We start from the raw sequence: 23,361 nt of genomic DNA, 5'->3' as shown, positions 1-23,361 counted from the left end.
GGGCTTGGCAAGCGAACCGTAGCCAGCCGCGAGGCCATAGGCCAACAATGGCTACTGGGCTTGATACCATCCAGCACACTGTTATGAAAAACTCATGACCATTAAATGAAATCTTGTGGGAGCGAGCCGTTCCCGCAAGGTGTGTGTGATTGGTTAGACCCGAAGGCCGTTTTCCGTGAATATTGTCCACCGCCCCCTGACTCATCCCCTCGCGCGCCTCATCGCCTTGGCGGGATGCGTCCTCTTGGTCCCCATGGGGATGCGCGTCGCATTGGGCTGGTCCGACCCGCTGGGCTATCTCTCGGATATCGCCATTGGCACCCTGCTGGTCGTCCTGCTCTATCGGCGTCCCTGGTGGCTGGCCTTGCCCGTGTTGCTGGCATGGTGTGTATTGACGCTCACCAGTATCGAGCTGGTCAACGCGGTCGGGCGGATGCCAACGCCTGCGGACATCCAGTACCTGACCGACCCACAATTCGTCGAGAACTCCAGCAGCGGCGGCTTCGCGCATCCCTGGCTCGCGGCAGTCATGTTGACAGCCCTGGTGCTTTGCCTGGCCGTCCAGTGGGCCAATCGAAGCCGCCAGGCCCCGCCCTTGCCGCGCCACGCCTGGGCCATGCCGACAATGCTGTTGCTGGCCCATGCCGGCGTTCAAAGCTGGCGCCCCAGCGAGGCGGATCAGTGGAACCTGTTCAACCTGCCCCACCAGCTCATGACCGCCAGCGTCGCCGCCGGGCAAGAACATCTGGAGCAGTGGCTGGCGGGCAACACGCCGGAACCGCTTCCCCCCATGGAAGGGCTGACCCGCCTGGACCTGGAGGGGCAAAAGCTGCTTGCCGCCCCGGGCCGCGCGCGCAATGTGCTGATCATCGCCCTGGAAGGCATTCCGGGTGCCTATCTGGAAACCAACCGCCAGGCTTTGCAAAGCAGCTATCACGAGAATCTGATGCCGCGCCTCAGCGCCTGGTCGGAGCGCGGGATGAACACGCCCGACTATGTGCTGCACAGCCACCAGACCATCCGTGGCCTGTACGCGATGCTGTGCGGGGATTACGACAAACTCGACAATGGCACGCCCAAGGGCGTCGAGATGCTGAACCAGACCCAGCGCAACCAGGCCTGCCTGCCCGCCCAGTTGCGCAAGCACGGATTCTCCACCCACTTCCTGCAAGGTGCCGGGCTGCGGTTCATGGCCAAGGACCGGATCATGCCGCATATCGGCTTCGATACGACCCTGGGCATGGAGTGGTTCACTCGACCGGCTTACCTGGAGTTTCCCTGGGGCAAGGATGACAAGACCTTTTTCGAAGGCGCGCTGGATTACGTCGGGCAACTGCAACAAGCGGACAAGCCGTGGATGCTCACCCTGCTGACGGTAGGCACGCACCAACCCTACTCGGCACCGGACGATTATCTGGAGCGCTACGACACCGCCAAGCAGGCGGCCGTGGGCTATCTGGACGACGCGCTGGACGTCTTCCTGACGAGCCTTGAACACCAGGGAATTCTGGACAACACCCTGGTGGTCATCACCTCGGACGAGTCCCATGGCATCGACGACGTGCGCCTGGCATCGTCCTGGGGTTTCAACCTGACTCTGGCACCAGAGCCCTTGCCGGCAATCAAGCAAGGGGTGCATGGCCATGTCGACCTGACCGCTTCGGTGCTCGATTACTTCGGTTTCGACGTGCCAACGTCCCTGTCCGGCCGCTCGATGTTCAGGCACTACGCGACGGGCCGGGAAATCATGTCGTTCACCAACGGCAAGCTGCGCTATCACGATGGCAAGGGCACCTTCACCGAGTGCGATTTCCTGCAACGTTGCCGTGACTACAAGAGCGAGGGTTTCATCGCCGATCGCGCCACTTACGCCGGGCAATACAGCGGCCAGCGCGCCCGGCTGATCGCCGCGCGGGCCACCGCCCTGGACCAAACGCTGCTGGCGACGCCCCTGAACCAGCACTACCAGTTTGGCAGCAACGAAAAAATCCCGCTGCCCGCCCAGGTTTCCAACGATTGGACCGACAACCTGATCGGCGCCCAATACCTGGAAATGCCCAAGGGCACCCGCACACGCGTCAGCCTGACCATTCGCGCGGTGGACACTGACCACGCCGCGTACATTTCACTCAAGGCCAAGGAATTCGAGCAAGACGTGCCGATGGACTTGCCCACCGACGTGGCGGTTACCATGGATCAACCGCTGGTGATGGACATCCATTTCGACAACCCGCAACCGCGCAAGGCGTTCTCTTTCCACTTGCTGGGTCATGGTGTGGGCGCTATCGAAATCAGCGACTTCAGCGTTGTGACCGAGCTGCCCGACCAGACCGACCAACCGGAATATCTGGATGACATGCAGGACGACAGCGAGGCGCAGTCCAGCTGAAAGCAAAAACGCGCAGCCGCTGGGGGGCGGTTGCGCGTCAGGTTCACTCAATGCCTGGTTCGATCAGTCACTGACCAGTTGCATGATCTCGAAGGCATTCAACGCCGCGCCCCGCAGCAACTGGTCGCCGCTGATGAACAGGTCCAAGCCGTGTTCGCCGTAGATCAGGTTGTAGCGAATCCGGCCAACCTCGACCGCATGCTTGTAGGTCGATGTCATGGGCATTGGATAAACGCCCTGCTGGGGTTCGTCCACCACTTCGACGCCCGGCGCAGCCGCCAGCAACTCGCGCACCTGGGCCAGCGATTGCACCGGTTTCTTGAAGCGCAGGCTCAGGCTCTCGGCATGGGAGCGCAGGGTCGGCACCCGCACCGCCGTGGTGCTGATGGCCAGCTCCGGTTCGCCCAGGACCTTGCGCAGCTCCCAGACCACTTTCATCTCTTCGCGGGTGTAGCCGTTGTCTTCGAACGAATCGACTTGAGGGATGACGTTGAACGCCAGGTTATGGGCGAAATTCTCGCTACCGTCCTGGTCGCCGTAGTCGCTGAACGCCTTGGCCTTTTCCCGCAGCTCGAGCATCGCCGGCTGCCCCGCGCCGCTGGCGGCCTGGTAGGTGGAAATGATCGCGCTTTCGAGCCCGAAGGTTTCGTGCAACGGCCCCAGCACCATCAGCGCAATGGCCGAGGAACAGTTGGGGTTGGCGATCAGCTTTTCGCCCTTGTAGCGCTGACCATTGATCGGCGGTACCAGTAGCGGAATGTCCGGGTGATAACGAAAAGCCGATGAGTTATCGATGACGTAAGAGTTTTCAGCCAGGCGCTCGCCATATTCCAAGGCAAACGATCCGGAAACGCACAGGAAGACGATATCGCACGAAGCGCAGCCTTCGACCGAAAAAGGCTCGATCAGGTGCTCGGTATTGCCAGCCTTCAAGCGCTTGCCGGCCGAACGCTCAGAGGCCATGCAGACCACTTCGTAGTCGGTTTCTTCAAGCAATTGCAGCATGGTCATGCCCACTGCACCGGTGCAACCCACCACGGCGACTTTCTTCATTTCGATTCCCTTATCCTGAAAAACCCGCGCCGCTGTAGACGGCGCAGGCGGGTATGTCATGCCGTACGCATTTGCACGGACAACCTGGCGGCTGCCGCTGCACGCTGGACCCGAATGGAATTCAACGTGAACAATGCAAGCGCCAGCCAGATGAACGAAAACGCCGCCAGTTTCAACGACGAGACCGGTTCACCGTAAACGAACGCCGCCAACAGGAAGTTGCAAATTGGCGGGACAAACTGCAAGAAGCCCAGCGTGATCATCGACAACTGCTTGGCCGCCAGACTGTACCACCACAACGGCAGCACCGTGATCAGGCCCGTCGCGATCAGCAACACGTCGCGGGTGCCCGATTGCAGGAACTGATGCCCTACTCCCTGGGCTTGGGCCAGCAGCAGGAACAGCGCCGCGAACGGCAAAAGTACGGCAATTTCCAAGGTCTGGATGACCACCGGATCGCCCGGGACCTTTTTCTTGAAAATGCCATAGAAGGAATAGCAGAAGCCGATGACCAATGCGATCCACGGGAAGGAATGCAGGTTCAGCAGTTCGAACGCCATCAGCGTCACGCCAGTGACGGCCAGGAATATCGCCCAGGTCTGCAATGACGTGAGGCGCTCCTTGAAGATGACCCGCGAGACCACCATGCTCATGATCGGGCTGAGGAAATAGCCGAAAGCCACCTCCAGCACGCGCCCAGTCATGATCCCGTAGATGTACATCAGCCACCACAGCCCAAGGACCGCCGACACTGTCAGCACATTTGCCGGACGCACCGTCTTGAGGGTCGAACGCAACGTTCCTACCCGGGCGGTCAACAGTACCAGGGCGAGGAGAAACAACTCGGCGAAGACCACCCGCCAGGACAGCAGATGATAGGCATCGAGCCCGGCCAGCGGCTTGTACCAGAGCGGGTACGAGCCCCAGAGCAGCGTGGCGCCGAGCCCGAAGGCGACGCCTTGTCCGGATTCATTCTTGGCGGTCATTGACGTCCTCCGGCGTTGAGTTTGCGCTCGATACCATCCCAGTACACTTCCATCAGGTGCAGGTACTGCTCAATGCCTTCGGCGAACAGGCGACGCTCTTGCGGTGTTTGCAGGTGCTTTTCCATGACGTTGAACACAGCGTTGGAATGCCCGACTTCGACTTCCATATGCAGCGTCCAGAAGAACCGTCCACGCTCGCTGACGCCTTCCTTGATCAGGCCATCGTTGTACTTGGAAACCATCGAGGCCGACATCGCCTCGTCGGCGAACAATCCGCCCAGGGCCTTTTGCAGGGGCGGCTTGCTGTAGAGCGCGCAAATTCCGTCATTCAAGGCCTGGGTGCTGGGCAAGCACTTGTAGGCTTCGATCTGCTCTTCGCTGATGCCCTTGTCGTGCAGGAACTTGCGATACAGGTCGGAGTGGGAGTGCGTTTCACCCAGCTCGTCGCGGGCATTGAACGCGATCGTGCGCAGAACCGCTTCGTCACGAGTGATGGTGGAAATGCCACACACGTAGAACGGCAGGTACTTGAAGTAGTGAAGGGTTTCCAGGTACAGCACCTTGCTTTGCTCCGGCGGCAGGCCGTGCTGGGCGTAGGCATTGAGGAACGGATGTTCGGTCGCTCGATGCTTGAGAATGTAGTCGATCTGCTCATCCATGAACGACTGAAGTTCCAGGTCGACACCTTCGTTGCGCACGACGTAAGCGGTTTCGGACTGAAATGTTTCTTGGGTAATGGACATGGCCTGCTTCCTTGAGCCCCGGGGGCAACGTTGATTTTGAAATATGAACCGGGCGGACACCCATCCGCCCGGCCGGTTGCCGTCAGGCTTCTTCGGTGCTCCGGGCCTTGGTGTCCCAGATCACTTCAATGCTTTCGTGGGCGACGTCGGTTCGCCGGTCATGGGCGCTTGCCCAACAGGTGTTGAGGATGATCCGAGTGGTTTCCTGTTGGATCGGCACGACGTGGTGCAACGTGGTGTCGGACTTGAGGAAATACACATCGCCCTTGAGGTGGTGGTAGGACTTGATCGGGTTGTTGAGGATGTACTGCCAGATCTGCGGGTTCTGCTTGTCCCACTCGCTGTGTGGCACGCATTGCAGCACGCCGCCGATCGCCGGGTCCTCGGGTGCTTCGATGATCCAGATCATCGTGTAGGGGTAATCGCCCCAATGCCAGCCGTGGGTATCGCCCGGGTGGCTCAGCTTGGTGATCAGGTATTGCTCTTGCTCCCAGCAGGACGCCAGGTCATCGCCCGCGATGTTGCCGAGAAAATTGCGCAGCGACTCCGATTGGTAGAGCGCAGGGATGAACGTCCCGCCCTCGGCGATCTCTGGTTGGTTGACGTTGTACATCTTGCGGTAAGTATTACCGGTGGAAGGAACCGTAACATCGCGACGTACCGAATATTCATCCAGCAAGGCATGAACTTCGGTGTGAACGTTTTCCAGGATTCTTTTTGGCAGAAAGGAAAAGTTCTTGAAGTTGAAATAACCGTCGCGGCGAAATTCATTACGAATCTGCTTCATCCGGTTTTCATCTTGCAAAATAGCCTGGAAATGCCTGGCCAGTTGTTGCTCCATGGCTTCAATGACCAAGCTGGATGTTTGTTCGCTCATTTATCGCTCCATTCCATTGTTATCGGTCGGTGTTACAAATCCGTTGGGGGATGACACTCTCGCCATTGACGGAGTGCCGGTCGCAACTTTCTTGTTATGCAGATTCATCAGCGGGCCGGTCATCAGCGTGGTGACGATGGTCATCACCACCAGGGCGGTAAACAGCTCGCTGCCGATGATCCCCATGTCCAGGCCGATCTTGAGCACTACCAGCTCCATCAGCCCGCGGGTATTCATCAGGGCCCCGACGGTCAGGGAATCGGACCAGGAGCATCCCACCAGCCGGGCGCCCAGGGCGCTGCCGGCCACTTTGCCGGTGACAGCCACCACCAGGATCACCAGCAGCACCCAGACGCCAAGGCCCGAGAAGGCCGAGGAGGTTGTGCTCAAACCTGCAAGAGCGAAGAAGCACGGCATCAATATGATCAACGACACGTGTTCCAGCCGCTCGATGATCATGTCCAGCAGGCCCTGGTCCCGTGGCAGGCACAGGCCGAACAGGAAAGCCCCGAACACGGCGTGTACTTGCAGCGCGTGGGTCAGGCTGCCGTAGATCATCACACCGGCCAGCAGCGCCACCAGCACCATGGGTTGCGCGAGTTTTCCTTCAGCGGCGAGCCAGCGCGCCAGCAACGGCTTGAGCACCAGGAACGAAAAGACCACCAGCGACAACAGACAGGCGCCTCGCAAACCCAGGGCCATCCAGTTGTCGTCCTGGCCATTCACCATGGCGACGGCTGCTATCAACATCCACGCCACCACGTCGCTCATGGCGGCAGCCAGCAAGGCAATCGCACCGGTTTGCGTGCCGAGCATGCCTCGCTCCTTGAGGATCCGCGCCAGAACTGGAAAAGCGGTCACGGAGAACACGGTGCCGATGAACAGGACGAAACCCAACCGAGAGGTTCCGGGCGTGGCGAAATGCTCGAACAGCCAAGGGGCTATCGCGGCGCCGAGGGAAAAAGGGATCACTATGCTGAAAGCGCCGATGACCATGGCCTTGAAGCCGGTCTTGCTTTGCTTGAGAGGGAAGCGAAACTCGGCACCGATGACGAACATGAACAACAAGATGCCCAGTTCACTCAATACTTTGAGTTGGGTAATGGCAGTGCTGTCAAATAACTGCTGATGGAAGGCGGGAAACAACTGACCGAGTACAACAGGCCCCAATACAAAGCCGGCTATCATTTCGCCAACAACCTGAGGTTGCCCCAAGCGATTGAATACCGCGCCCAAAAGTTTTGCTGACAACATCACAAACAGAATCTGGATCAGCAACATAGTCCATTCCCTTACAACGTCCAGGTTAATCCGGTTACAACTGACAACTCCTCGACACCGCCGAAATCCGTTGGCAGCGTCGTTAACAGAACTCAATCAGATGCGCACACTCGCGCAGCTCGCACTTATCGAACTTCTGTAGAAGCAGGAATAAATCTGGAAGTGACAATCCTCTACCGGCGCGATGGGGTGGGGTACCGGTAATGCGACAGTCACCTTTGTGGGGTGCGGCCGTCTTGGTTTTCCTGATTGCCTGGCAGCGATTGTAGGGGCATGGGATCGTCCGCTACAGTGCAGCAGACGACAATAATCGGTGAATTTACGCCAAATGCACGCTCATCCCGGAACAGTGGCAATCCTCGTTTATGAGGGCCTTTGCGTATTCGAGTTCGGTATCGCCCTGGAGATATTCGGGCTGCCACGCCCAGAATTGGACGTCCCTTGGTACACCCATCGCATCGTCGCGGTCGACCAGGGCCCGATGCAAGCGCTGGGGGGCTTGCAGATTTCCGTCGATGCCGGCCTGGAAGCGCTTGAAACCGCACAAACCATCATCGTGCCCGGTTGGCGCAGTCGTCTCGAGCCGCCTCCAGAGGCGTTGTTGCAGGCCCTTAGGCGAGCCCACGCCCGCGGGGCACGCTTGCTGTCGATCTGCTCGGGGGTCTTCGTACTCGCCGCCACGGGGCTGCTCGACGGCGAGACCGTGACCACCCATTGGCAATTCTCCCAGGAACTGGCCGAGCGATACCCCAGCATCAAGGTCGACCCCAACGTGCTCTACGTCGATCTGGGGCAACTGATCACCTCAGCCGGCAGCGCCGCCGGGATTGACGCCTGTCTGCATCTGATCGCACGGGATTTCGGCACGCATATCGCCAATTCGGTGGCGCGGCGCCTGGTCATGGCGCCACAACGAACCGGCGGGCAATCGCAATTCATCGTCGCGCCGGTGTGCAAGTCACCGCGCAACGAGCTGACGCGCGTGCTGCAATGGATTCGCGAGAACCTCGATCAACCGCTGAGCGTGGCCGACATGGCGGCTCGCGTGGCGATGAGCGAGCGCACGTTTTTGCGGCGTTTCATTGAGACAACCGGCCTGTCGCCCAAGGTCTGGCTGCAGCAGGAACGGCTGAACCGGGCAAGGGAAATGCTGGAAAGCACGGACCAGAACACCGCCGGCATCGCACACGCCTGTGGCTACCGGTCAGTGGAAAGTTTTCGCGCGGCCTTCCGCAACGCGGTAGGCCTGGCTCCCTCCGCCTATCGCGAAAGGTTCGGCAGCGGCGAGATCAGCAAACAGGCTGCCTGGGTCGCCAACTGCTGAAACCGGCGTCAATCGAGCAACCGATGCAGCTTGGCGTACTGCAACAGCATGATGGTCTTGCCGTCACAGATCTCCCCCGTCTCGATCATGCCCAGGGCCTGGTCGAGCGGCATTTCCAACACTTCGATCTCCTCACCTTCGGCCTCGAGCCCTCCTCCTTCGTGCTGCTTGTCCTCGTCGAAATATTCACCGACGAAAAAATGCACGCGCTCGGTCACCGATCCCGGGCTCATGAATGCCTCGAACACCTTGCGCACGTCCTGGACGATGTACCCGGTTTCCTCCTGGGTTTCCTTGCGGATGCAGGTTTGCGGATCATCGTTATCCAGCAGGCCGGCGCAGGTTTCGATCAGCAAGCCGTCGTGCCCGTTGACGAACGCCGGGAAGCGGAACTGCCGGGTCAACACCACCGTTTGCTTGGCCTTGCTGTAAAGCAGGATGGTGGCGCCGTTGCCGCGATCATAGGTTTCACGCGCCAATTCACGCCATTGGCCGTCGCGGCCAAGGTAGTCGTAGGTCGTCTTGCGCAGGATGTACCAATTGTCCGAGAGAACTTCGACGTGCTTGATGCGCACGCGATCCTTGGTGCTGATGGCCTGTGTCATTCCACCCTCCATGTCCGGTGTCAAACCGGCAGGCTAGCAGAGCCGGCCCCGGTCACTCCAGCCCAGCGGCGAACACTTTGCCTGGGTTCATCAACCCCAGGGGATCCAGCGTGCGCTTGATGGCCCGCATCAGTTCCATTTCCAGCGGGTCCTTGAACTGGGCCGCGGCCCGGGGCTTGGCTTGTCCAAGCCCGTGCTCGGCACTGATGCTGCCGTTGTAGGAGCTGGTCATCCGGTAGATGACGTTCATGATCGCCTGCTCCTGCGACTTGAACGCGGCATCGGCGTGGCCCAGCGGTTTGCTGATGTTGTAGTGCAGGTTGCCGTCGCCCATGTGGCCGTAGGACACAATGCGCACGCCGGGAAACTGGTCTTGCAAGGCCCGGTCGGTATGCTCGATGAATGCCGGGATCTGGCTGACCGGCACACTGATATCGTGCTTGAGGCTGGGCCCCTCATGATTCTGTGCTTCGGAGATACCCTCGCGCAGGGCCCACAACGCAGCGGCCTGGGCATGATTGCTGGCGATGACTGCATCCAGGACCCAAGCCTTTTCGAAAGCATGGCCGAGCCCGGTTTCAAGCAATTGGGCCAGCGGCGCATCGGGCACCGTGTCGCGCAGTTCGATCAACGCATACCACGGGTGTGACTCCGCCAAGGGATCGCTGCAGCCGGCAACATGTTCCAGGACGAACTCCACGCTCTGGCGCGACATCATCTCGAAGCCTGTCAAACGGTCGGCGCAGAGGCCACGGACATGGCCGATCAAGTCCACCGCCGCCTGCGGCGAGGGCAGCGCGACCCAGGCGGTGGCCTTGCTGTGGGTGGCCGGGAACAACTTGAGTACCGCCGCCGTGATGATGCCCAGCGTACCCTCCGAGCCAATGAACCAATGTTTGAGATCGTAGCCGGTGTTGTCCTTGCGCAAGCCACGCAAGCCGTTCCAGATTCGGCCGTCCGGCAATACCACCTCCAGGCCCAGCGTCAGTTCGCGCATGTTGCCGTAGCGCAGCACCGCTGTACCGCCCGCGTTGGTCGCCAGATTGCCGCCCACCGTACAACTGCCCTCCGCCCCCAGCGACAATGGGAACAGGCGCCCGGCCTCACTGGCGGCTTCCTGCAATTGCCGCAGGATGACCCCCGCCTCGACCGTGACGGTTTCATTGGCCAGGTCGATGTCGCGGATGCGTTTCATCCGGGTCAGGGACAACACCAGCTCGGTGCCGGAAGCATCCGGAATCGAGCCACCGCATAAGCCGGTATTGCCGCCCTGGGGCACCACCGCCACCCTCGCGTCATGGCAAAGCCGCACCACTGCCGCCACTTCCTCGGTGGTGGCGGGCCTGACCACCAACGCGGCCTGGCCTTGATAGGCGTTGCGCCAGTCTGTCAGGTAGCTGGCCATGAGCGCCGGATCCCGTACCACGCCTGCGGCACCCACCACCTGCTCGATGCTGTGGATAAACTCAGGACTCAACGCCATGCCGCGCTCCTCATCGAACTGATCATGGACGCCGCCCGATCTCAACCTGGTCCGCCGTCCATCCCGCCACACGTTCGCTCAACGACAGCCCAAGGCCAGGCCGGGTCGGCACCAGCATTCTTCCGTCGCGGGTTTCCATGCGTTCGTTGAATAACGGCTCCAGCCATTCGAAATGTTCGACCCAAGGCTCGCGACTGTAGGTGGCGGCCAGATGGATATGCAGCTCCATCGCAAAATGTGGCGCGATCATCAACCCCGCTTGTTCAGCCGCTGCCTGGACTTTCAGATAAGGCGTGATGCCGCCGACACGCGGTGCATCGGGCATGAGGTAATCGGCGGCGCGCAGTTTTATGAATTCCCAGTGCTCGGCCACGCTGGTCAGCATCTCGCCGGTGGCGATCGGTGTGTCGAATTGCTGGGCCAGGGCGGCATGACCTTCGGCGTCATAGCAATCGAGCGGTTCCTCGATCCACACCAGGTTGTATTGTTCCAACTGGCGGCACATCCGTTGCGCGGTGGGCCGGTCCCACTGCTGGTTGGCATCGACCATCAGCGGGAACGCATCACCCAGGTGCTTGCGGATGGTGCTGACACGGTGCAGATCCAGCGCCTGATCCGGCTGGCCCACCTTGAGCTTGATACCGCCAATGCCTTTTTCTCGAGAGATGTCGGTATTGATCATTAATTGCTCAAGCGGCGTATGCAAAAAACCGCCGGACGTGTTGTAGCACTGGACCGAATCACGGTGGGCTCCGAGCAGTCGCGCCAATGAGAGATTGGCCCGCTTCGCTTTCAGGTCCCAAAGCGCCACATCGAAGGCGCCAATCGCTTGGGTCGCCAGGCCGCTGCGGCCCACCGAAGCCCCGGCCCAGCACAGCTTGTCCCAGAGTTTGGCGATATCGCTGGGATTCTCGCCTATCAGGCCAGGGGCAAGTTCCCGGGCGTGGGCAAACTGCCCGGGGCCGCCGGCGCGCTTGGAATAGCTGAATCCCAGGCCATGATGGCCATCCCTGGTCTGGATTTCGACGAACAGCATGGCGATCTCGGTCATCGGCTTTTGCCGACCGGTCAGCACCTTGGCGTCACTGATAGGATTGGCCAGCGGCAGGAAAACCGAAGCAACACGAATCCAGGCGATACGGTCATCATCGGCCGAGGGCGAGTGAGTCAGGTCTTGCATGTCGATCTCCGGGCGTATCGGTTCAACTGCTGCCACGCTTGACGGCGTGGCAGCAGCAAGAGCGGATGGATGCGCTGGACTAGCTGCGCATCAACTCGATGGCGGCGCTTTTCTTTTGACGGATCACGGTAACCAGGTGCCAGGAAATCGAGGCGGCGGCCAAAATCAGGAAACCGGCCGAGATAGGGTTGGCGAGGAAGCCGCTGAAATTCCCATCGGACAACATCAGGCCCCGGCGCAGGTTGGTTTCCGCCATGGGACCGAGAATGAAGCCAATGATGAAAGGCGCGATCGGCAAACCGCTCTTGACGAATCCATAGCCCAGCAAGCCAAACAGCAGCACCGCCCAGACGTCGAAGATCCGACTGTTCAAGCCAAAGGCGCCGACGACGCAGAGCACCAGGATGATCGGCAACAGGATGTGCTTGGGCACCGCCAGCAATTTGATGAACATGCGCAGGCCATAGAACTCCAGCACCAGCATCATCACGGAAGCGAGGATCAGCGCGGCGAAGATCGTGTAGACCAACGGTGCCTGGCTGATGAATAGCAGGGGCCCGGGCTGGATCCCGTGGATCATGAAGCCACCCAGCATGACCGCTGTGGTGGTATCGCCGGGAATGCCAAGGGTCAGCAGCGGAATCATCGCCCCACCGATACCGGCGTTGTTTGCCGTTTCGCTGGCCACCACACCGTCGATCTTGCCTTTACCGAACTCTTCCGGGGTCTTGGAGCGTTTCTTGGCAACGATGTAAGAGACGATGTTCGACGTACCGGCACCGATGCCGGGCAGGATGCCAATACCCAGGCCGATCAGGGATGAACGGGTGGCATTGGGCAGCTGGCCGACGAATTCCTTCATCGAGAAACCAAAGCCTTTCACGCCTTTCATGCTGACGTGCTGCGGTTTGGCCCGGTGGCTCAGGCGTGCGCTTTCGGCGAACTTCAGCACTTCGGCAACCGCGAACATACCGATCATGACCGTGAGCATGGCAAAGCCGCCATTGAGACTCGGCAGATCAAAGGTAAAACGGCGGATGGCCTCGACCGGGGCGATTCCCACTGTGGAGAAGGCAAAGCCCAGGGCACCGGCAAACAACCCTTTGACCAAGGAGCCGGTGGACAGCGTAGCGATCAACGTCAGCGAGAAGATCGCAATGGAAAAATATTCGTGCGGGCCAAAGCTCAGCGCCAGATCAGCCAGGATCGGGGCGATGAACATCAGCGCGGCAATGCTGAAAATCGTGCCCAGGAACGAGAACACCACGCCAATCCCGAGGGCCTTGACGCCGTGGCCTTGTTTCATCAACGGCCAGCCATCGAACGTCGTCGCAATGGAGGCCGGCGTTCCCGGTATGTTGAGCAATATCGCCGATATCAACCCTCCCGAGGTGGCGCCGACGAACAGCGCGACCAGCAGGGCCAGGCCCGTGCCAGGCCCCATCGAATAAGTCAGTGGCAGACACAGCGCGATGGCCATGGTGGCTGATAGCCCGGGCACCGCACCGAAGACAATCCCCACCGCCACGCCAAGGAGGATGATGATGAAAACGTAGGGTGTGAGTATGGCCCCGAAGCCTTGTTGCATGAGTTCAATCATGGCCGTCCCCTAGAAATCCAATAAACCGACCGGCAGGAGCAAGTCGAAGCCATGGCGGAAGATGTAAAAGATCAACACCGACGAGACGACCGCGATCAGCCCGTATTGCAAGTGCTTGATTTTCTGTTCCGCAGGGGTCAGTACGATGAACTGGGCATAGAGATAAAGCACAGTCGTGATCACGAAACCCACCGGCTCCATCAGCGCTGTATACAGCAGCACCAACGCCAGGGATTTGAAGACCGTTGGGTAATCGATCGCCTCGGGCTTTTCCGCGGGTTCGGCACTTTTGTTCGGCAGCTTTCGCCAAGCCCACAATTGCAGCGCGCCCAACAGGCACAGCGACACGGCGAGCACCCAGGGCACAAACGCGGCATCGACCGTCCCGCGACGTGGCAGGTTCAAGGTCAGCACCAGGTAAGCCACGCCGGCGCCGAGCATGGCCAGGCCGGCGATCAGCTCGTTTCTTTTATAGGAATCCATACAGGCTCCTCTTGCTTGGAAGGACGGGGCGTCGGGTGCCTGCCAGCGCGGCGTGCACCCGAGCCGCTACGCAGATTATTTAGCCTTACGCATCTCGTCCTTGAACTGCATGAAGCTGTCGCGGGTTTTGTTCAACGTGGCTATGGCTTCTTCGGTGCCCTGGAAACTGACCGGCTGTTTGAACGACTTTTTCAGCTCTTCGGCGTATTCAGGTTCTTCGGTGATTTTTTTCATGGTGTCGGCCATTTTCTTGACGATGGCCGGGTCGGTGCCTTTCGGGAACGCGACGACGTAAGGCTTGTCCAGAACCAGGTCCACGCCTTGCTCCTTGAACGTCTTGACGTCACCCAGCAGCGCGTTGCGCTCGGCGTTGGGTTGGCCCAGGGCGGTCATCTTGCCGCTGGAAATGTAATCCTGGACCGAACCATAGCTGATGGCCCCCAGATCGATCCGCTTGCCCAGCAAGGCGACGATCTTTTCCGAGACGGTGCCGCTGTCCACCATTTTCAGTTTCACGCCGGCGAGCTTTTCGAACATCAAGCCTTGCAGGTGGGAGAAGTTGCCCATCTCGGTGCCGTAGGTGATGGTGCCGGGCTTGGCCTTGGCTGTTTCAATCAGTTGGTCGAGGCTGTCGATGCCCGAGCTCTTGGCCGAGACGAACACCGCGCCTTTGTCGACGCCAGCGATGCAGGAGATATCAAACGCATCGAAACGGTCTTCGGACAGCCCCGCCACTTCATTGACGATCAACTGGCCGGTGTGGGTGAAAAGAATGGTGTTGCCATCGGGCGCCGCGCTCTTCACCGCATCGGCGGCGATGGTGCCGCCCCCGCCGGCCATGTTGGTGACCACCATGGTCTTGCCGGTGACCTTGGTGAAGTACTTGGCCATCATGCGTGCGTTGAAATCGGTGTCACCGCCAGCGTTGGCGATCACCACCACCTGTATCGGACGATTTGGCCAGTCGCTGGCATCGGCAGCGATCGCCGTCCCGGCAGTCAGGCTCAGGAAAGACGCGAGCAGTGAGGCATAGAGTTTTTTCTTCATTGTTGTTCTCCAAATACTGCCATTCAGTGTGAGGGGGAAACGGCTCGAGCAGCGCCTGCGCCAACGCTAGATGCCTGGCGGGACGGACGATGTCGATAAAGGGATGCGAGGGAGGAATCGGGTTGTGCTTGCAAGCAGGCGAAAGGGTTTTCAAGCGCCGACGCGAAGCGTGGCGGCAGCGCATCAGTGGCCGAGGCTGGCACGATGTGCAATGGATGGGCTGCAAGTGTGGAAACCATGACTGCGCCTTTCGTTTTTATTATTTTTTGATGTCATACGTTGTCGTACGACTGAATATCAACACCTATGCCCGGCATTGTCAACGCAGTTGTTCACTCGCCCATGACGAAAGCGACAAACAGGAAAGGCGCGAATCAGAGGGCCCTCCGTAGCGCGTTTGCCCAAGGACGAGCCGGACCTTTTCCCAGTCCAAAAATAAACCCTTGGGTTTCAGGGGGTTAGTGCTCAAGGTTGGGGGCTTCTGATCGCTGGAAAAACTACTAGTGCCTGCATAACAAAGGGGGTCCCAACCCTCCTGATTCGCGGCCGCTAGGAGTAGACGAGACATGGAACAAAAAAGATTAAATCGCCCCCAGCAACCTCGGGATCGGTACAGCGCGACATTTCGGCCATTGAGAACGAACTCACTGACGTTCGTTGAAGCAAGTTTCCGCTGGTAATGACAGGGTCACGTCAGCAAGTTCCTTCACCATATAAACCGCCGATGCAGGGCAGAGCGCTGTGAATTCCTCGGAGTTGGAAATCACCTCCGGCGCTTGGGAGCGATCTCTGCGCTCGTATCCCCGAGCCTCGAAAAACTCGGGCGCCGTGTCGGTCAGAAGATGAAGGCTCAGGGCGCCATCGGCGGCAGCTATACCCTCAAGCGCTTGCAACAACAAAGTGCCAGCCCCAGATTTTCTCTGATTAGGCACGACGATGAGCGAGCGTAGAAGGCGCGCACCGCCGTTTCCTTCAATACCCCCGAACCCCAGCTCGGCTTCTCCACGGTGAAAGGAATAAAAGATTCGATCGGGCTGCAGAAGGTCCTGGGTTGGCAATCCCGCTGCGCTCAAATGAGCAGCCATCCCTTGGATTAGATCAGCATCAAGTAATCGCACGGAGATATCTGGGGGGTTCATCGCAGGCTCTGAAGGAGGTGATGGACGTTCAGTATAGGTTTCTAAACAAGGACACCTGCTGTGTTTGGGCGGAGCCTGGTGACCTAGGCCAGGCGGAATATCTGATTTACCGCATATTCGAATAAACGTATATTCCCGTTTTCAGATATGAGCCGTGCATTCACCAGGAGGCCACATGCAGGAACCCCTGACACCCCTCGCCCTTTTCAAGTGTCTTGCTGACGAAACCCGAGCCCGGATGACCTTGCTGATTGCCCGTGAGGGCGAGCTTTGCGTATGCGAGCTCACCTGCGCGCTGGACGTGAGTCAGCCGAAGATCTCCAGACACCTGGCACAACTGCGTGAAGCGGGAGTCCTCATGGACCGGCGCCAGGGTCAATGGGTTTATTACCGGCTACACCCGTCTCTGCCTGAATGGGTGGGCGTCATGCTCAAGGGTATTGTTGATGCGAACAAGGAATGGTTGAGCACCGATGCGCTGCGTCTCGCAGAAATGGGCGAGCGGCCGCAGAGCCTGACCGCCTGTGCCTGACCTTTTCTTCCGCTGACAGAGTAGTACTCATGCTGATCGCATTTCTGATTTTTCTGGTGACGATTGTTCTCGTCATCTGGCAACCAAAAGGTTTGGGTGTGGGTTGGAGCGCCGCCCTAGGGGCTCTCGTGGCGCTGCTGGCAGGTGTCGTGAGCGTGTCCGATATCCCCGTGGTGTGGCAGATCGTATGGAATGCGACTGCAACCTTCATCGCCGTCATCATCATCAGCCTGTTGCTGGATGAGGCGGGATTCTTCGAGTGGTCGGCGTTGCATGTGGCCCGTTGGGGCAACGGTAGCAGTCGTAAATTATTCGCCTTCATCATCCTGCTGGGGGCGGCGGTATCGGCCCTGTTCGCCAATGACGGCGCGGCGCTGATTTTGACTCCGATCGTCATCGCGATGCTTTTGGCCCTGCGCTTTTCGCCGGCCGCTACGTTGGCGTTCGTCATGGCGGCGGGATTCATCGCTGATACCGCGAGCTTGCCTTTGGTCGTATCCAATCTGGTGAATATTGTTTCCGCTGATTATTTCAACATCGGCTTCAGCGAGTACGCTGCCGTCATGGTGCCGGTGAACTTGGTCAGTGTCGCAGCGACCCTGGTCATGCTGCTGTGGTTCTTTCGCAACGATTTGCCACGTACGTATGAGCTTGATCAGTTGAAGGCCCCCGAGGCGGCCGTCCGCGACAAGGCGACGTTTATTGCAGGCTGGTGGGTACTGGGTTTGTTGCTGATCGGTTTCTTCGTTATCGAGCCGCTGGGCGTCCCGATAAGCGCCATAGCCGCCGTCTGCGCGTTTATTCTTTATCTGATCGCCGCCCGTGGGCACGTTATTTCGACTCGCAAGGTACTAAGAGAAGCACCTTGGCAGGTCGTAGTGTTTTCGCTGGGCATGTATCTCGTGGTCTATGGCATGCGTAACGCTGGCCTCACCGATTACCTGGCGCAAATTCTCAATGTCTTCGCTGGTTATGGCGTGTGGGGAGCGGCGTTTGGGACAGGGCTGCTGGCCGCAGGTCTTTCGTCGGTCATGAACAACATGCCCACTGTTTTGGTGGGGGCGCTGTCGATCCACTCCACAGAGGCTACCGGTGTCATCCGCGAGGCCATGGTCTACGCCAACGTCATCGGCTGCGACCTGGGACCGAAAATCACTCCTATCGGCAGCCTCGCCACCTTGTTGTGGCTGCATGTGCTGGCGCGCAAGAACATCGTCATCACCTGGGGCTATTACTTTCGCACCGGCATCGTCCTGACGTTGCCAATCCTGCTTGCCACCCTGGCCGCATTGGCCATCCGCCTGAGCTTTTGAACCGGAGATAGTTGATGAAAGTCTTGTTCATGTGCACCCACAACAGCTGCCGCAGCATTTTGTCCGAGGCGTTGTTCAATCACTTGGCACCCTCCGGTATGGAGGCTGTCAGTTCAGGCAGCTTTCCCAGCGGCAAGGTCAATGAACGGGCACTGAAGACACTGCAAGCCGCCGGTATTCCCACTGTCGGTCTTTCGAGCAAGGCGTCGGATGCCTTCGAAAGCGCCCCCCCCGATATCGTCATTACCGTGTGCGATCGCGCAGCCGGCGAGGCCTGCCCGATCTTCTTCGGCCCGTCACTCAAAGCCCATTGGGGCCTGGCCGATCCCTCTGCGTCAACGGGGAGCGAGGCGCAGATCGAGGAAGCCTTCCAAAACACTGTGGCGAAAATTGATGAAAGGGTACGCGCTTTCTTTGCGCTGCCTTTGCAACAAATGAGCCCGGATGAATTGAAAGGAGAGCTAGCCCGCATCGGCTCGCTCTAATCCTTGGATCAATGGAGACTGAAATGAACGACAATCTGCCGAATATTCAATCAGCGCTGATTGATCTCCCGTCGCTTGAGCGGCTGGAGCCCAAGGATCCTTCTACTCACAAACCGCGCATGCTCCTACTGTATGGATCAACCCGTCAGCGCTCATTCAGTCGTCTTCTTGTCCAGGAAGCAGCCCGCCTGTTGGAGGAACTCGGCGCCGAGGTCCACATTTTCGATCCGTCCGGGCTGCCGTTGCCGGATGACGCTCCCGACTCACATGAAAAGGTGCTTGAGCTTCGCAAGCTGATGCAATGGTCCGAAGGCCAGGTGTGGTGTTCACCTGAGCGCCACGGCTCGATGAGCGCCGTTTTCAAGGCACAGATCGACTGGGTACCACTGGCGATGGGGTCCGTGCGCCCAACCCAAGGCAAGACCCTGGCGGTGCTACAGGTCTGTGGCGGTTCGCAGTCCTTCAACGTAGTGAATCAGTTGCGAGTGTTAGGCCGCTGGATGCGCATGTTCACTATCCCTAACCAGTCTTCGGTACCCAAAGCCTTCCTGGAATTCGACGATGCCGGGCGTATGAAGCCCTCGTCCTTCTATGATCGGTTGGTCGATGTGATGGAAGAACTGATGAAGTTCACGCTGCTGCTGCGCGATCGCCAGGACTATTTGGTTGACCGCTACTCCGAGCGCAAGGAGTCGGCGGAGGAGCTTTCCAGACGGGTCAACCTTCGGTCCATTTGAGGTATCGAAACCATTATTGTGTTTGTGACATCCACCCGCGAAGCTGCTGAGCTCGATTGAGCTGTTGCCGATTAATAAACTTTGTCACAAAGTCTCTTGCATTTCGCGGCCTAGCGAGGAGGCTGCTTCTAGGGAAGCAAAAATAAAGGTTGTCACAAAGCATAATTTTTCAAAATTTCTCGGGCTTTTTCGTTTAATAAAGGTTGTCACAGCAAAGGTTCAGCCAGAAAAAATCACAGGAAGGACCCCGTGCTAAAACCCCAAAAAAATTATGATGGTATCTTTTTGGGGCGTGGTAACCGGTGCGAGCGCTCCTGGCTGGGAGCCCCCTACAAATCGTTGGGTTGGGCATGGATTTCTCTGAGATACATCTTGGAGGGGTTGCTGCTTTTCCGAGCGCAGACGCGCCAACCAGACTGACTGTTTTCCGCTACCAGGCAGGTTTAAAACCGTCCAAGGATACGCCTGTATCCTCACTCATGAAGTCGCTCAATCATGCCGGGCCCAGGGCTCGCCATCTTCAGGGCGCCGCAGGACTCAGTGAAATTCGTGGAGGCGAGTTCCCTGAGGTGACACCGAGTTCATGTCGCCAGATCCTTCACCATATAGACCGCAGAGGTCGGACAAAGGCTCTTGAACTCCTCCGAACTGGAAATTGCCTTTGGGGCTTGAGATCGGTCTCTGTGCTCATATCCCCGAGCCTCGAAGAAGTCGGGTGCTGTTGTGGTCAGCAGATGAAGGCTCTGGGCTCCGTCAGCTTCCGCTATTCGCTCAAGTGCTCTGAGCAGCAGGGTACCGATCCCTGACTTTCGCTGGGCCGGTACGACAACCAGTGAGCGAATCAGACGAGTCCGACCAGTTCCTTCAATGCCCCCGTATCCCAGCTCCGTTTCTCCCCGATGAAAGGAATAGAACATTCGGTCGGGCTGCAAAAGGTCTTGGGTCGGCAAGCCCGCTGCAGTCAGATGCGCAGCCAGGCCTTGGATTTGATCGGTACCAAGCAATCGGACAGAGATATCAGACTGGTTCATTGGGGACTCTGGGGATGGTATCGACGGCCAGTATAGGGCCCAAAGCGAGGGCTTTTTCCAGTTTTATGACGTCCCGTAAGGCGAGGCGAGTGTAAATATCTGCTTTACCGTATATTCGAATTGGCATATATTCGGATTTCCAGATATTGGCCGTACACGCATTCCCCAGGAGGTCACATGCGGGAAACACTGACTCCCCCCATCGTTTTCAAATGCCTGGCTGATGACACCCGGGCCCGGATGACCCTGCTGATCGCCCGTGAAGGCGAACTCTGTGTCTGCGAACTTACCCACGCGCTGGAGCTGAGCCAGCCGAAGATCTCCCGGCATCTTGCCCAGTTGCGCGAGGCTGGAATCCTGATGGATCGCCGCAAGGGTCAATGGGTGTACTACCGACTGCACCCCGAACTGCCGCAGTGGGTGGACGCGATGCTGAAGGGAGTGGTCGATGCCAACCAGGAATGGTTGAGCCCCGATGCATTGCGCCTTGCCGAAATGGGCGAGCGGCCGCAGAGCCCTGTTGCTTGTGCTTGAGAATTCCCTTCGCTGATTGAGTTGTAGTCATGCTGATCGCATTTTTGATTTTCCTGGTGACGATCGTTCTCGTCATCTGGCAGCCCAAAGGCCTGGGCGTGGGCTGGAGCGCCGCACTGGGGGCCGTCGTGGCGCTGCTGGCGGGCGTCGTGAGCCTGTCCGATATTCCCGTGGTCTGGCAGATCGTCTGGAACGCTACCGCCACTTTCATCGCCGTCATCATCATCAGCCTGCTGCTGGATGAGGCGGGGTTCTTCGAGTGGGCGGCATTGCACGTGGCCCGCTGGGGCAATGGCAGCAGCCGCAAGCTGTTCGCCTTCATCATCCTGCTGGGCGCCGCCGTCTCGGCGCTGTTCGCTAACGACGGTGCGGCACTGATCCTGACCCCGATCGTCATCGCCATGCTGCTGGCCCTGCGCTTCTCCCCGGCGGCGACGCTGGCATTCGTCATGGCGGCGGGCTTCATCGCCGATACCGCGAGCTTGCCGCTGGTGGTGTCCAACCTGGTGAACATCGTTTCCGCCGACTACTTTGGCATTGGCTTCAGCGAATACGCCTCGGTCATGGTGCCGGTGAACCTGGTCAGCATCGCCGCCACCCTGGGAATGCTGCTGTGGTTCTTCCGCAAGGACCTGCCGCGTACCTATGAACTCGACCAACTGAAGGCTCCCGAAGCCGCTATCCGCGACAAGGCGACGTTCGTTGCCGGCTGGTGGGTGCTTGCGCTGTTGCTGGTTGGCTTCTTCGCCATCGAGCCGCTGGGCGTTCCGATCAGCGCCATCGCTGCTGCCTGTGCGCTGATCCTCTACCTGATCGCCGCGCGTGGGCACGTGATTTCAACCCGCAAGGTGCTCAAGGACGCGCCTTGGCAGGTCGTGGTGTTCTCGCTTGGCATGTACCTTGTGGTGTATGGCCTGCGTAACGCCGGCCTCACCGACTACCTGACGCAGATCCTCAATGTCTTCGCTGGCTACGGAATCTGGGGCGCATCCCTCGGGACGGGGCTGCTCGCCGCTGGCCTGTCGTCGGTCATGAACAACATGCCCACTGTGTTGGTAGGGGCCTTGTCGATCCATTCCGCCGAGGCCACCGGCATCGTGCGCGAGGCCATGATCTACGCCAACGTCATCGGCTGTGACCTCGGTCCGAAAATCACCCCCATCGGCAGCCTGGCCACCTTGCTGTGGCTACACGTGCTGGCCCGCAAGAACATCGTCATCACCTGGGGTTACTACTTCCGCACCGGCATCGTCCTGACGCTGCCGATCCTGCTTGCCACCTTGGCCGCATTGGCCATCCGCCTGAGCTTTTGAACCGGAGATACCTGATGAAAGTCTTGTTCATGTGCACCCACAACAGCTGCCGCAGCATCCTGTCCGAGGCGCTGTTCAATCACCTGGCCCCAGAGGGTATGGAAGCTGTGAGCTCGGGCAGCTTCCCAAGCGGCAAGGTCAATGAGCGGGCACTGAATACCCTGGAAGCCGCCGGTATCCCCACCGCAGGTCTTTCAAGCAAGGCCTCGGATGCCTTCGAGAGCTCTCCTCCCGACATCGTTGTCACCGTGTGCGACCGCGCTGCCGGCGAAGCCTGCCCGATCTTCTTCGGTCCATCGCTCAAAGCCCACTGGGGCCTGGCCGACCCTTCGGCGGTCACCGGGAGTGAGGCAGAAATCGAAGAAGCCTTCCAGACAACACTTGCGAAGATTGATGAGCGCGTGCGCGCCTTCATTGCGCTGCCTTTCTCGCAACTGAGCCAGGACGAACTGAAAGCCGAACTTGCCCGCATCGGCGCGCTGTAGGCCCTGGATCAATGGAGACCGAAATGAACGACCACCTGCCCAATGTCCAACCAGAACTTATTGATCTGCCGTCGCTGGAGCGGCTGGCGCCGAAGGATCCTTCCACACACAAACCGCGCATCCTGCTGCTGTACGGATCGACCCGCGAACGCTCATTCAGCCGCTTGATGGTCCAGGAGGCTGCGCGCCTGCTGGAAGAGTTCGGCGCCGAAACCCGAATCTTTGATCCTTCCGGCCTACCGCTGCCGGATGACGCTCCGGACTCTCACGAGAAGGTGCTGGAACTCCGCGAGCTGATGCAATGGTCCGAGGGCCAGGTGTGGTGCTCGCCCGAGCGTCACGGCTCAATGAGTGCTGTCTTCAAGGCGCAGATCGATTGGGTACCGCTGGCCATGGGCGCGGTTCGCCCAACCCAGGGCAAGACCCTCGCGGTGATGCAGGTATGTGGAGGCTCGCAGTCCTTTAACGTGGTGAACCAACTGCGCGTGCTTGGCCGCTGGATGCGTATGTTTACCATCCCGAACCAGTCGTCGGTGCCGAAAGCCTTCCTGGAGTTCGATGAAGCCGGGCGCATGAAGCCGTCTTCTTTCTACGATCGACTGGTCGACGTGATGGAGGAACTGACCAAGTTCACGCTCCTGCTGCGTGATCGCCAGGATTATTTGGTAGACCGCTACTCCGAGCGCAAAGAGTCGGCGGAAGAACTATCCAAGCGAGTCAATATTCGGTCTATCTGAGGTC

The 23,361-nt window shown here is 59.2% G+C and carries 23 protein-coding genes; 10 read left to right on the top strand and 13 right to left on the bottom strand.

Annotated features, from left to right (window positions below; genetic code table 11):
- The first annotated feature begins 175 nt into the window (after nt 1-175).
- On the top strand, nt 176-2,389 hold the full coding sequence (locus ACLK1G_RS14845; RefSeq protein ID WP_420766076.1) for an LTA synthase family protein: 2,214 nt from the start codon (nt 176-178) through the stop codon (nt 2,387-2,389).
- 63 nt (nt 2,390-2,452) lie between these two features.
- Here the strand turns inward: ACLK1G_RS14845 and ACLK1G_RS14840 are convergent, their stop codons facing one another.
- From ACLK1G_RS14840 to ACLK1G_RS14820, 5 genes are all read right to left on the bottom strand, one after another.
- Nucleotides 2,453-3,442 carry an aspartate-semialdehyde dehydrogenase gene (locus ACLK1G_RS14840; RefSeq protein WP_420766075.1) on the bottom strand — a complete coding sequence of 330 codons (990 nt, stop codon included), beginning with the start codon at nt 3,440-3,442 and terminating at the stop codon, nt 2,453-2,455.
- Nucleotides 3,443-3,498: 56 nt separating this feature from the next.
- Nucleotides 3,499-4,428 (bottom strand): EamA family transporter RarD, encoded by a 930-nt coding sequence (rarD, locus tag ACLK1G_RS14835; RefSeq protein ID WP_420766074.1) that lies wholly within the window; start codon nt 4,426-4,428, stop codon nt 3,499-3,501.
- The gene (locus tag ACLK1G_RS14830) at nt 4,425-5,171 is read right to left on the bottom strand and encodes an iron-containing redox enzyme family protein (protein WP_420766073.1); all 747 of its coding nucleotides are present in this window, start codon (nt 5,169-5,171) and stop codon (nt 4,425-4,427) included. The genes rarD and ACLK1G_RS14830 overlap by 4 nt, the downstream gene beginning before the upstream one ends.
- A gap of 82 nt (nt 5,172-5,253) precedes the next feature.
- Entirely contained in the window at nt 5,254-6,048 is a 795-nt protein-coding gene (locus ACLK1G_RS14825) for a HalD/BesD family halogenase (RefSeq protein ID WP_420766072.1), read from the bottom strand.
- Entirely contained in the window at nt 6,049-7,302 is a 1,254-nt protein-coding gene (locus tag ACLK1G_RS14820) for a cation:proton antiporter domain-containing protein (protein ID WP_420766127.1), read from the bottom strand.
- 355 nt (nt 7,303-7,657) lie between these two features.
- Between ACLK1G_RS14820 and ftrA the strand changes: the two genes are divergently transcribed.
- Entirely contained in the window at nt 7,658-8,653 is a 996-nt protein-coding gene (gene ftrA, locus ACLK1G_RS14815) for a transcriptional regulator FtrA (RefSeq protein ID WP_420766126.1), read from the top strand.
- Between the two features lie 8 nt (nt 8,654-8,661).
- Here ftrA and nudK read toward each other — a convergent pair whose 3' ends face one another.
- From nudK to arsN2 (ACLK1G_RS14780), 7 genes are all read right to left on the bottom strand, one after another.
- Nucleotides 8,662-9,258: a GDP-mannose pyrophosphatase NudK gene (gene nudK / locus ACLK1G_RS14810; RefSeq protein WP_420766071.1), complete on the bottom strand. Its 597-nt coding sequence runs from the start codon at nt 9,256-9,258 to the stop codon at nt 8,662-8,664.
- 52 nt (nt 9,259-9,310) lie between these two features.
- On the bottom strand, nt 9,311-10,741 hold the full coding sequence (locus ACLK1G_RS14805) for an FAD-binding oxidoreductase (RefSeq protein WP_420766070.1): 1,431 nt from the start codon (nt 10,739-10,741) through the stop codon (nt 9,311-9,313).
- 22 nt (nt 10,742-10,763) lie between these two features.
- On the bottom strand, nt 10,764-11,921 hold the full coding sequence (locus ACLK1G_RS14800) for an L-talarate/galactarate dehydratase (protein WP_420766069.1): 1,158 nt from the start codon (nt 11,919-11,921) through the stop codon (nt 10,764-10,766).
- A gap of 79 nt (nt 11,922-12,000) precedes the next feature.
- The gene (locus ACLK1G_RS14795) at nt 12,001-13,521 is read right to left on the bottom strand and encodes a tripartite tricarboxylate transporter permease (protein ID WP_420766068.1); all 1,521 of its coding nucleotides are present in this window, start codon (nt 13,519-13,521) and stop codon (nt 12,001-12,003) included.
- A 9-nt stretch (nt 13,522-13,530) separates the two neighbouring features.
- Nucleotides 13,531-14,004 (bottom strand): tripartite tricarboxylate transporter TctB family protein, encoded by a 474-nt coding sequence (locus ACLK1G_RS14790; RefSeq protein ID WP_420766067.1) that lies wholly within the window; start codon nt 14,002-14,004, stop codon nt 13,531-13,533.
- A 75-nt stretch (nt 14,005-14,079) separates the two neighbouring features.
- A complete protein-coding gene (locus ACLK1G_RS14785) occupies nt 14,080-15,051 on the bottom strand; it encodes a tripartite tricarboxylate transporter substrate binding protein (RefSeq protein WP_420766066.1) in 972 nt (323 codons plus the stop codon).
- 644 nt (nt 15,052-15,695) lie between these two features.
- Entirely contained in the window at nt 15,696-16,190 is a 495-nt protein-coding gene (gene arsN2, locus ACLK1G_RS14780) for an arsenic resistance N-acetyltransferase ArsN2 (protein WP_420766065.1), read from the bottom strand.
- A 175-nt stretch (nt 16,191-16,365) separates the two neighbouring features.
- Between arsN2 (ACLK1G_RS14780) and ACLK1G_RS14775 the strand changes: the two genes are divergently transcribed.
- The 4 genes from ACLK1G_RS14775 to arsH (ACLK1G_RS14760) are packed head-to-tail and all read left to right on the top strand — an operon-like array spanning nt 16,366 to nt 19,257.
- Complete coding sequence (locus ACLK1G_RS14775) at nt 16,366-16,722, top strand: metalloregulator ArsR/SmtB family transcription factor (RefSeq protein WP_420766064.1); 357 nt, start codon at nt 16,366-16,368, stop codon at nt 16,720-16,722.
- 29 nt (nt 16,723-16,751) lie between these two features.
- A complete protein-coding gene (locus tag ACLK1G_RS14770; RefSeq protein WP_420766063.1) occupies nt 16,752-18,035 on the top strand; it encodes an arsenic transporter in 1,284 nt (427 codons plus the stop codon).
- A 14-nt stretch (nt 18,036-18,049) separates the two neighbouring features.
- Nucleotides 18,050-18,520 (top strand): arsenate reductase ArsC, encoded by a 471-nt coding sequence (locus tag ACLK1G_RS14765; RefSeq protein WP_420766062.1) that lies wholly within the window; start codon nt 18,050-18,052, stop codon nt 18,518-18,520.
- A 23-nt stretch (nt 18,521-18,543) separates the two neighbouring features.
- Nucleotides 18,544-19,257: an arsenical resistance protein ArsH gene (gene arsH, locus ACLK1G_RS14760; protein WP_420766061.1), complete on the top strand. Its 714-nt coding sequence runs from the start codon at nt 18,544-18,546 to the stop codon at nt 19,255-19,257.
- Nucleotides 19,258-19,838: 581 nt separating this feature from the next.
- Here arsH (ACLK1G_RS14760) and arsN2 (ACLK1G_RS14755) read toward each other — a convergent pair.
- Nucleotides 19,839-20,288, bottom strand: a complete 450-nt coding sequence (arsN2, locus tag ACLK1G_RS14755; protein WP_023048556.1) for an arsenic resistance N-acetyltransferase ArsN2 — start codon at nt 20,286-20,288, stop codon at nt 19,839-19,841.
- Nucleotides 20,289-20,465: 177 nt separating this feature from the next.
- Between arsN2 (ACLK1G_RS14755) and ACLK1G_RS14750 the strand changes: the two genes are divergently transcribed.
- The 4 genes from ACLK1G_RS14750 to arsH (ACLK1G_RS14735) are packed head-to-tail and all read left to right on the top strand — an operon-like array spanning nt 20,466 to nt 23,357.
- Nucleotides 20,466-20,822 carry a metalloregulator ArsR/SmtB family transcription factor gene (locus ACLK1G_RS14750; RefSeq protein WP_049695271.1) on the top strand — a complete coding sequence of 119 codons (357 nt, stop codon included), beginning with the start codon at nt 20,466-20,468 and terminating at the stop codon, nt 20,820-20,822.
- A gap of 29 nt (nt 20,823-20,851) precedes the next feature.
- Nucleotides 20,852-22,135: an arsenic transporter gene (locus ACLK1G_RS14745; RefSeq protein ID WP_049695270.1), complete on the top strand. Its 1,284-nt coding sequence runs from the start codon at nt 20,852-20,854 to the stop codon at nt 22,133-22,135.
- 14 nt (nt 22,136-22,149) lie between these two features.
- Nucleotides 22,150-22,620 carry an arsenate reductase ArsC gene (locus ACLK1G_RS14740; protein WP_023048558.1) on the top strand — a complete coding sequence of 157 codons (471 nt, stop codon included), beginning with the start codon at nt 22,150-22,152 and terminating at the stop codon, nt 22,618-22,620.
- Between the two features lie 23 nt (nt 22,621-22,643).
- Nucleotides 22,644-23,357 (top strand): arsenical resistance protein ArsH, encoded by a 714-nt coding sequence (gene arsH, locus ACLK1G_RS14735; protein WP_023048559.1) that lies wholly within the window; start codon nt 22,644-22,646, stop codon nt 23,355-23,357.
- Nucleotides 23,358-23,361 lie beyond the last annotated feature (4 nt).

The organism is Pseudomonas algeriensis (genome assembly GCF_048847255.1).
Classification (GTDB): domain Bacteria; phylum Pseudomonadota; class Gammaproteobacteria; order Pseudomonadales; family Pseudomonadaceae; genus Aquipseudomonas.
Note: the sequence above shows the minus strand (reverse complement) of the source record. Positions and strands in the feature narration are given on the sequence as shown.

Coding starts and splice junctions, on each gene's coding strand:
- ACLK1G_RS14840 (WP_420766075.1), bottom strand. CDS start 3,442: ATGAAGAAAGTCGCCGTGGTGGGTTGCACCGGTGCAGTGGGCATGACC.
- rarD (WP_420766074.1), bottom strand. CDS start 4,428: ATGACCGCCAAGAATGAATCCGGACAAGGCGTCGCCTTCGGGCTCGGC.
- ACLK1G_RS14830 (WP_420766073.1), bottom strand. CDS start 5,171: ATGTCCATTACCCAAGAAACATTTCAGTCCGAAACCGCTTACGTCGTG.
- ACLK1G_RS14825 (WP_420766072.1), bottom strand. CDS start 6,048: ATGAGCGAACAAACATCCAGCTTGGTCATTGAAGCCATGGAGCAACAA.
- ACLK1G_RS14820 (WP_420766127.1), bottom strand. CDS start 7,302: ATGTTGTCAGCAAAACTTTTGGGCGCGGTATTCAATCGCTTGGGGCAA.
- ftrA (WP_420766126.1), top strand. CDS start 7,658: ATGCACGCTCATCCCGGAACAGTGGCAATCCTCGTTTATGAGGGCCTT.
- nudK (WP_420766071.1), bottom strand. CDS start 9,258: ATGACACAGGCCATCAGCACCAAGGATCGCGTGCGCATCAAGCACGTC.
- ACLK1G_RS14805 (WP_420766070.1), bottom strand. CDS start 10,741: ATGGCGTTGAGTCCTGAGTTTATCCACAGCATCGAGCAGGTGGTGGGT.
- ACLK1G_RS14800 (WP_420766069.1), bottom strand. CDS start 11,921: ATGCAAGACCTGACTCACTCGCCCTCGGCCGATGATGACCGTATCGCC.
- ACLK1G_RS14795 (WP_420766068.1), bottom strand. CDS start 13,521: ATGATTGAACTCATGCAACAAGGCTTCGGGGCCATACTCACACCCTAC.
- ACLK1G_RS14790 (WP_420766067.1), bottom strand. CDS start 14,004: ATGGATTCCTATAAAAGAAACGAGCTGATCGCCGGCCTGGCCATGCTC.
- ACLK1G_RS14785 (WP_420766066.1), bottom strand. CDS start 15,051: ATGAAGAAAAAACTCTATGCCTCACTGCTCGCGTCTTTCCTGAGCCTG.
- arsN2 (WP_420766065.1), bottom strand. CDS start 16,190: ATGAACCCCCCAGATATCTCCGTGCGATTACTTGATGCTGATCTAATC.
- ACLK1G_RS14775 (WP_420766064.1), top strand. CDS start 16,366: ATGCAGGAACCCCTGACACCCCTCGCCCTTTTCAAGTGTCTTGCTGAC.
- ACLK1G_RS14770 (WP_420766063.1), top strand. CDS start 16,752: ATGCTGATCGCATTTCTGATTTTTCTGGTGACGATTGTTCTCGTCATC.
- ACLK1G_RS14765 (WP_420766062.1), top strand. CDS start 18,050: ATGAAAGTCTTGTTCATGTGCACCCACAACAGCTGCCGCAGCATTTTG.
- arsH (WP_420766061.1), top strand. CDS start 18,544: ATGAACGACAATCTGCCGAATATTCAATCAGCGCTGATTGATCTCCCG.
- arsN2 (WP_023048556.1), bottom strand. CDS start 20,288: ATGAACCAGTCTGATATCTCTGTCCGATTGCTTGGTACCGATCAAATC.
- ACLK1G_RS14750 (WP_049695271.1), top strand. CDS start 20,466: ATGCGGGAAACACTGACTCCCCCCATCGTTTTCAAATGCCTGGCTGAT.
- ACLK1G_RS14745 (WP_049695270.1), top strand. CDS start 20,852: ATGCTGATCGCATTTTTGATTTTCCTGGTGACGATCGTTCTCGTCATC.
- ACLK1G_RS14740 (WP_023048558.1), top strand. CDS start 22,150: ATGAAAGTCTTGTTCATGTGCACCCACAACAGCTGCCGCAGCATCCTG.
- arsH (WP_023048559.1), top strand. CDS start 22,644: ATGAACGACCACCTGCCCAATGTCCAACCAGAACTTATTGATCTGCCG.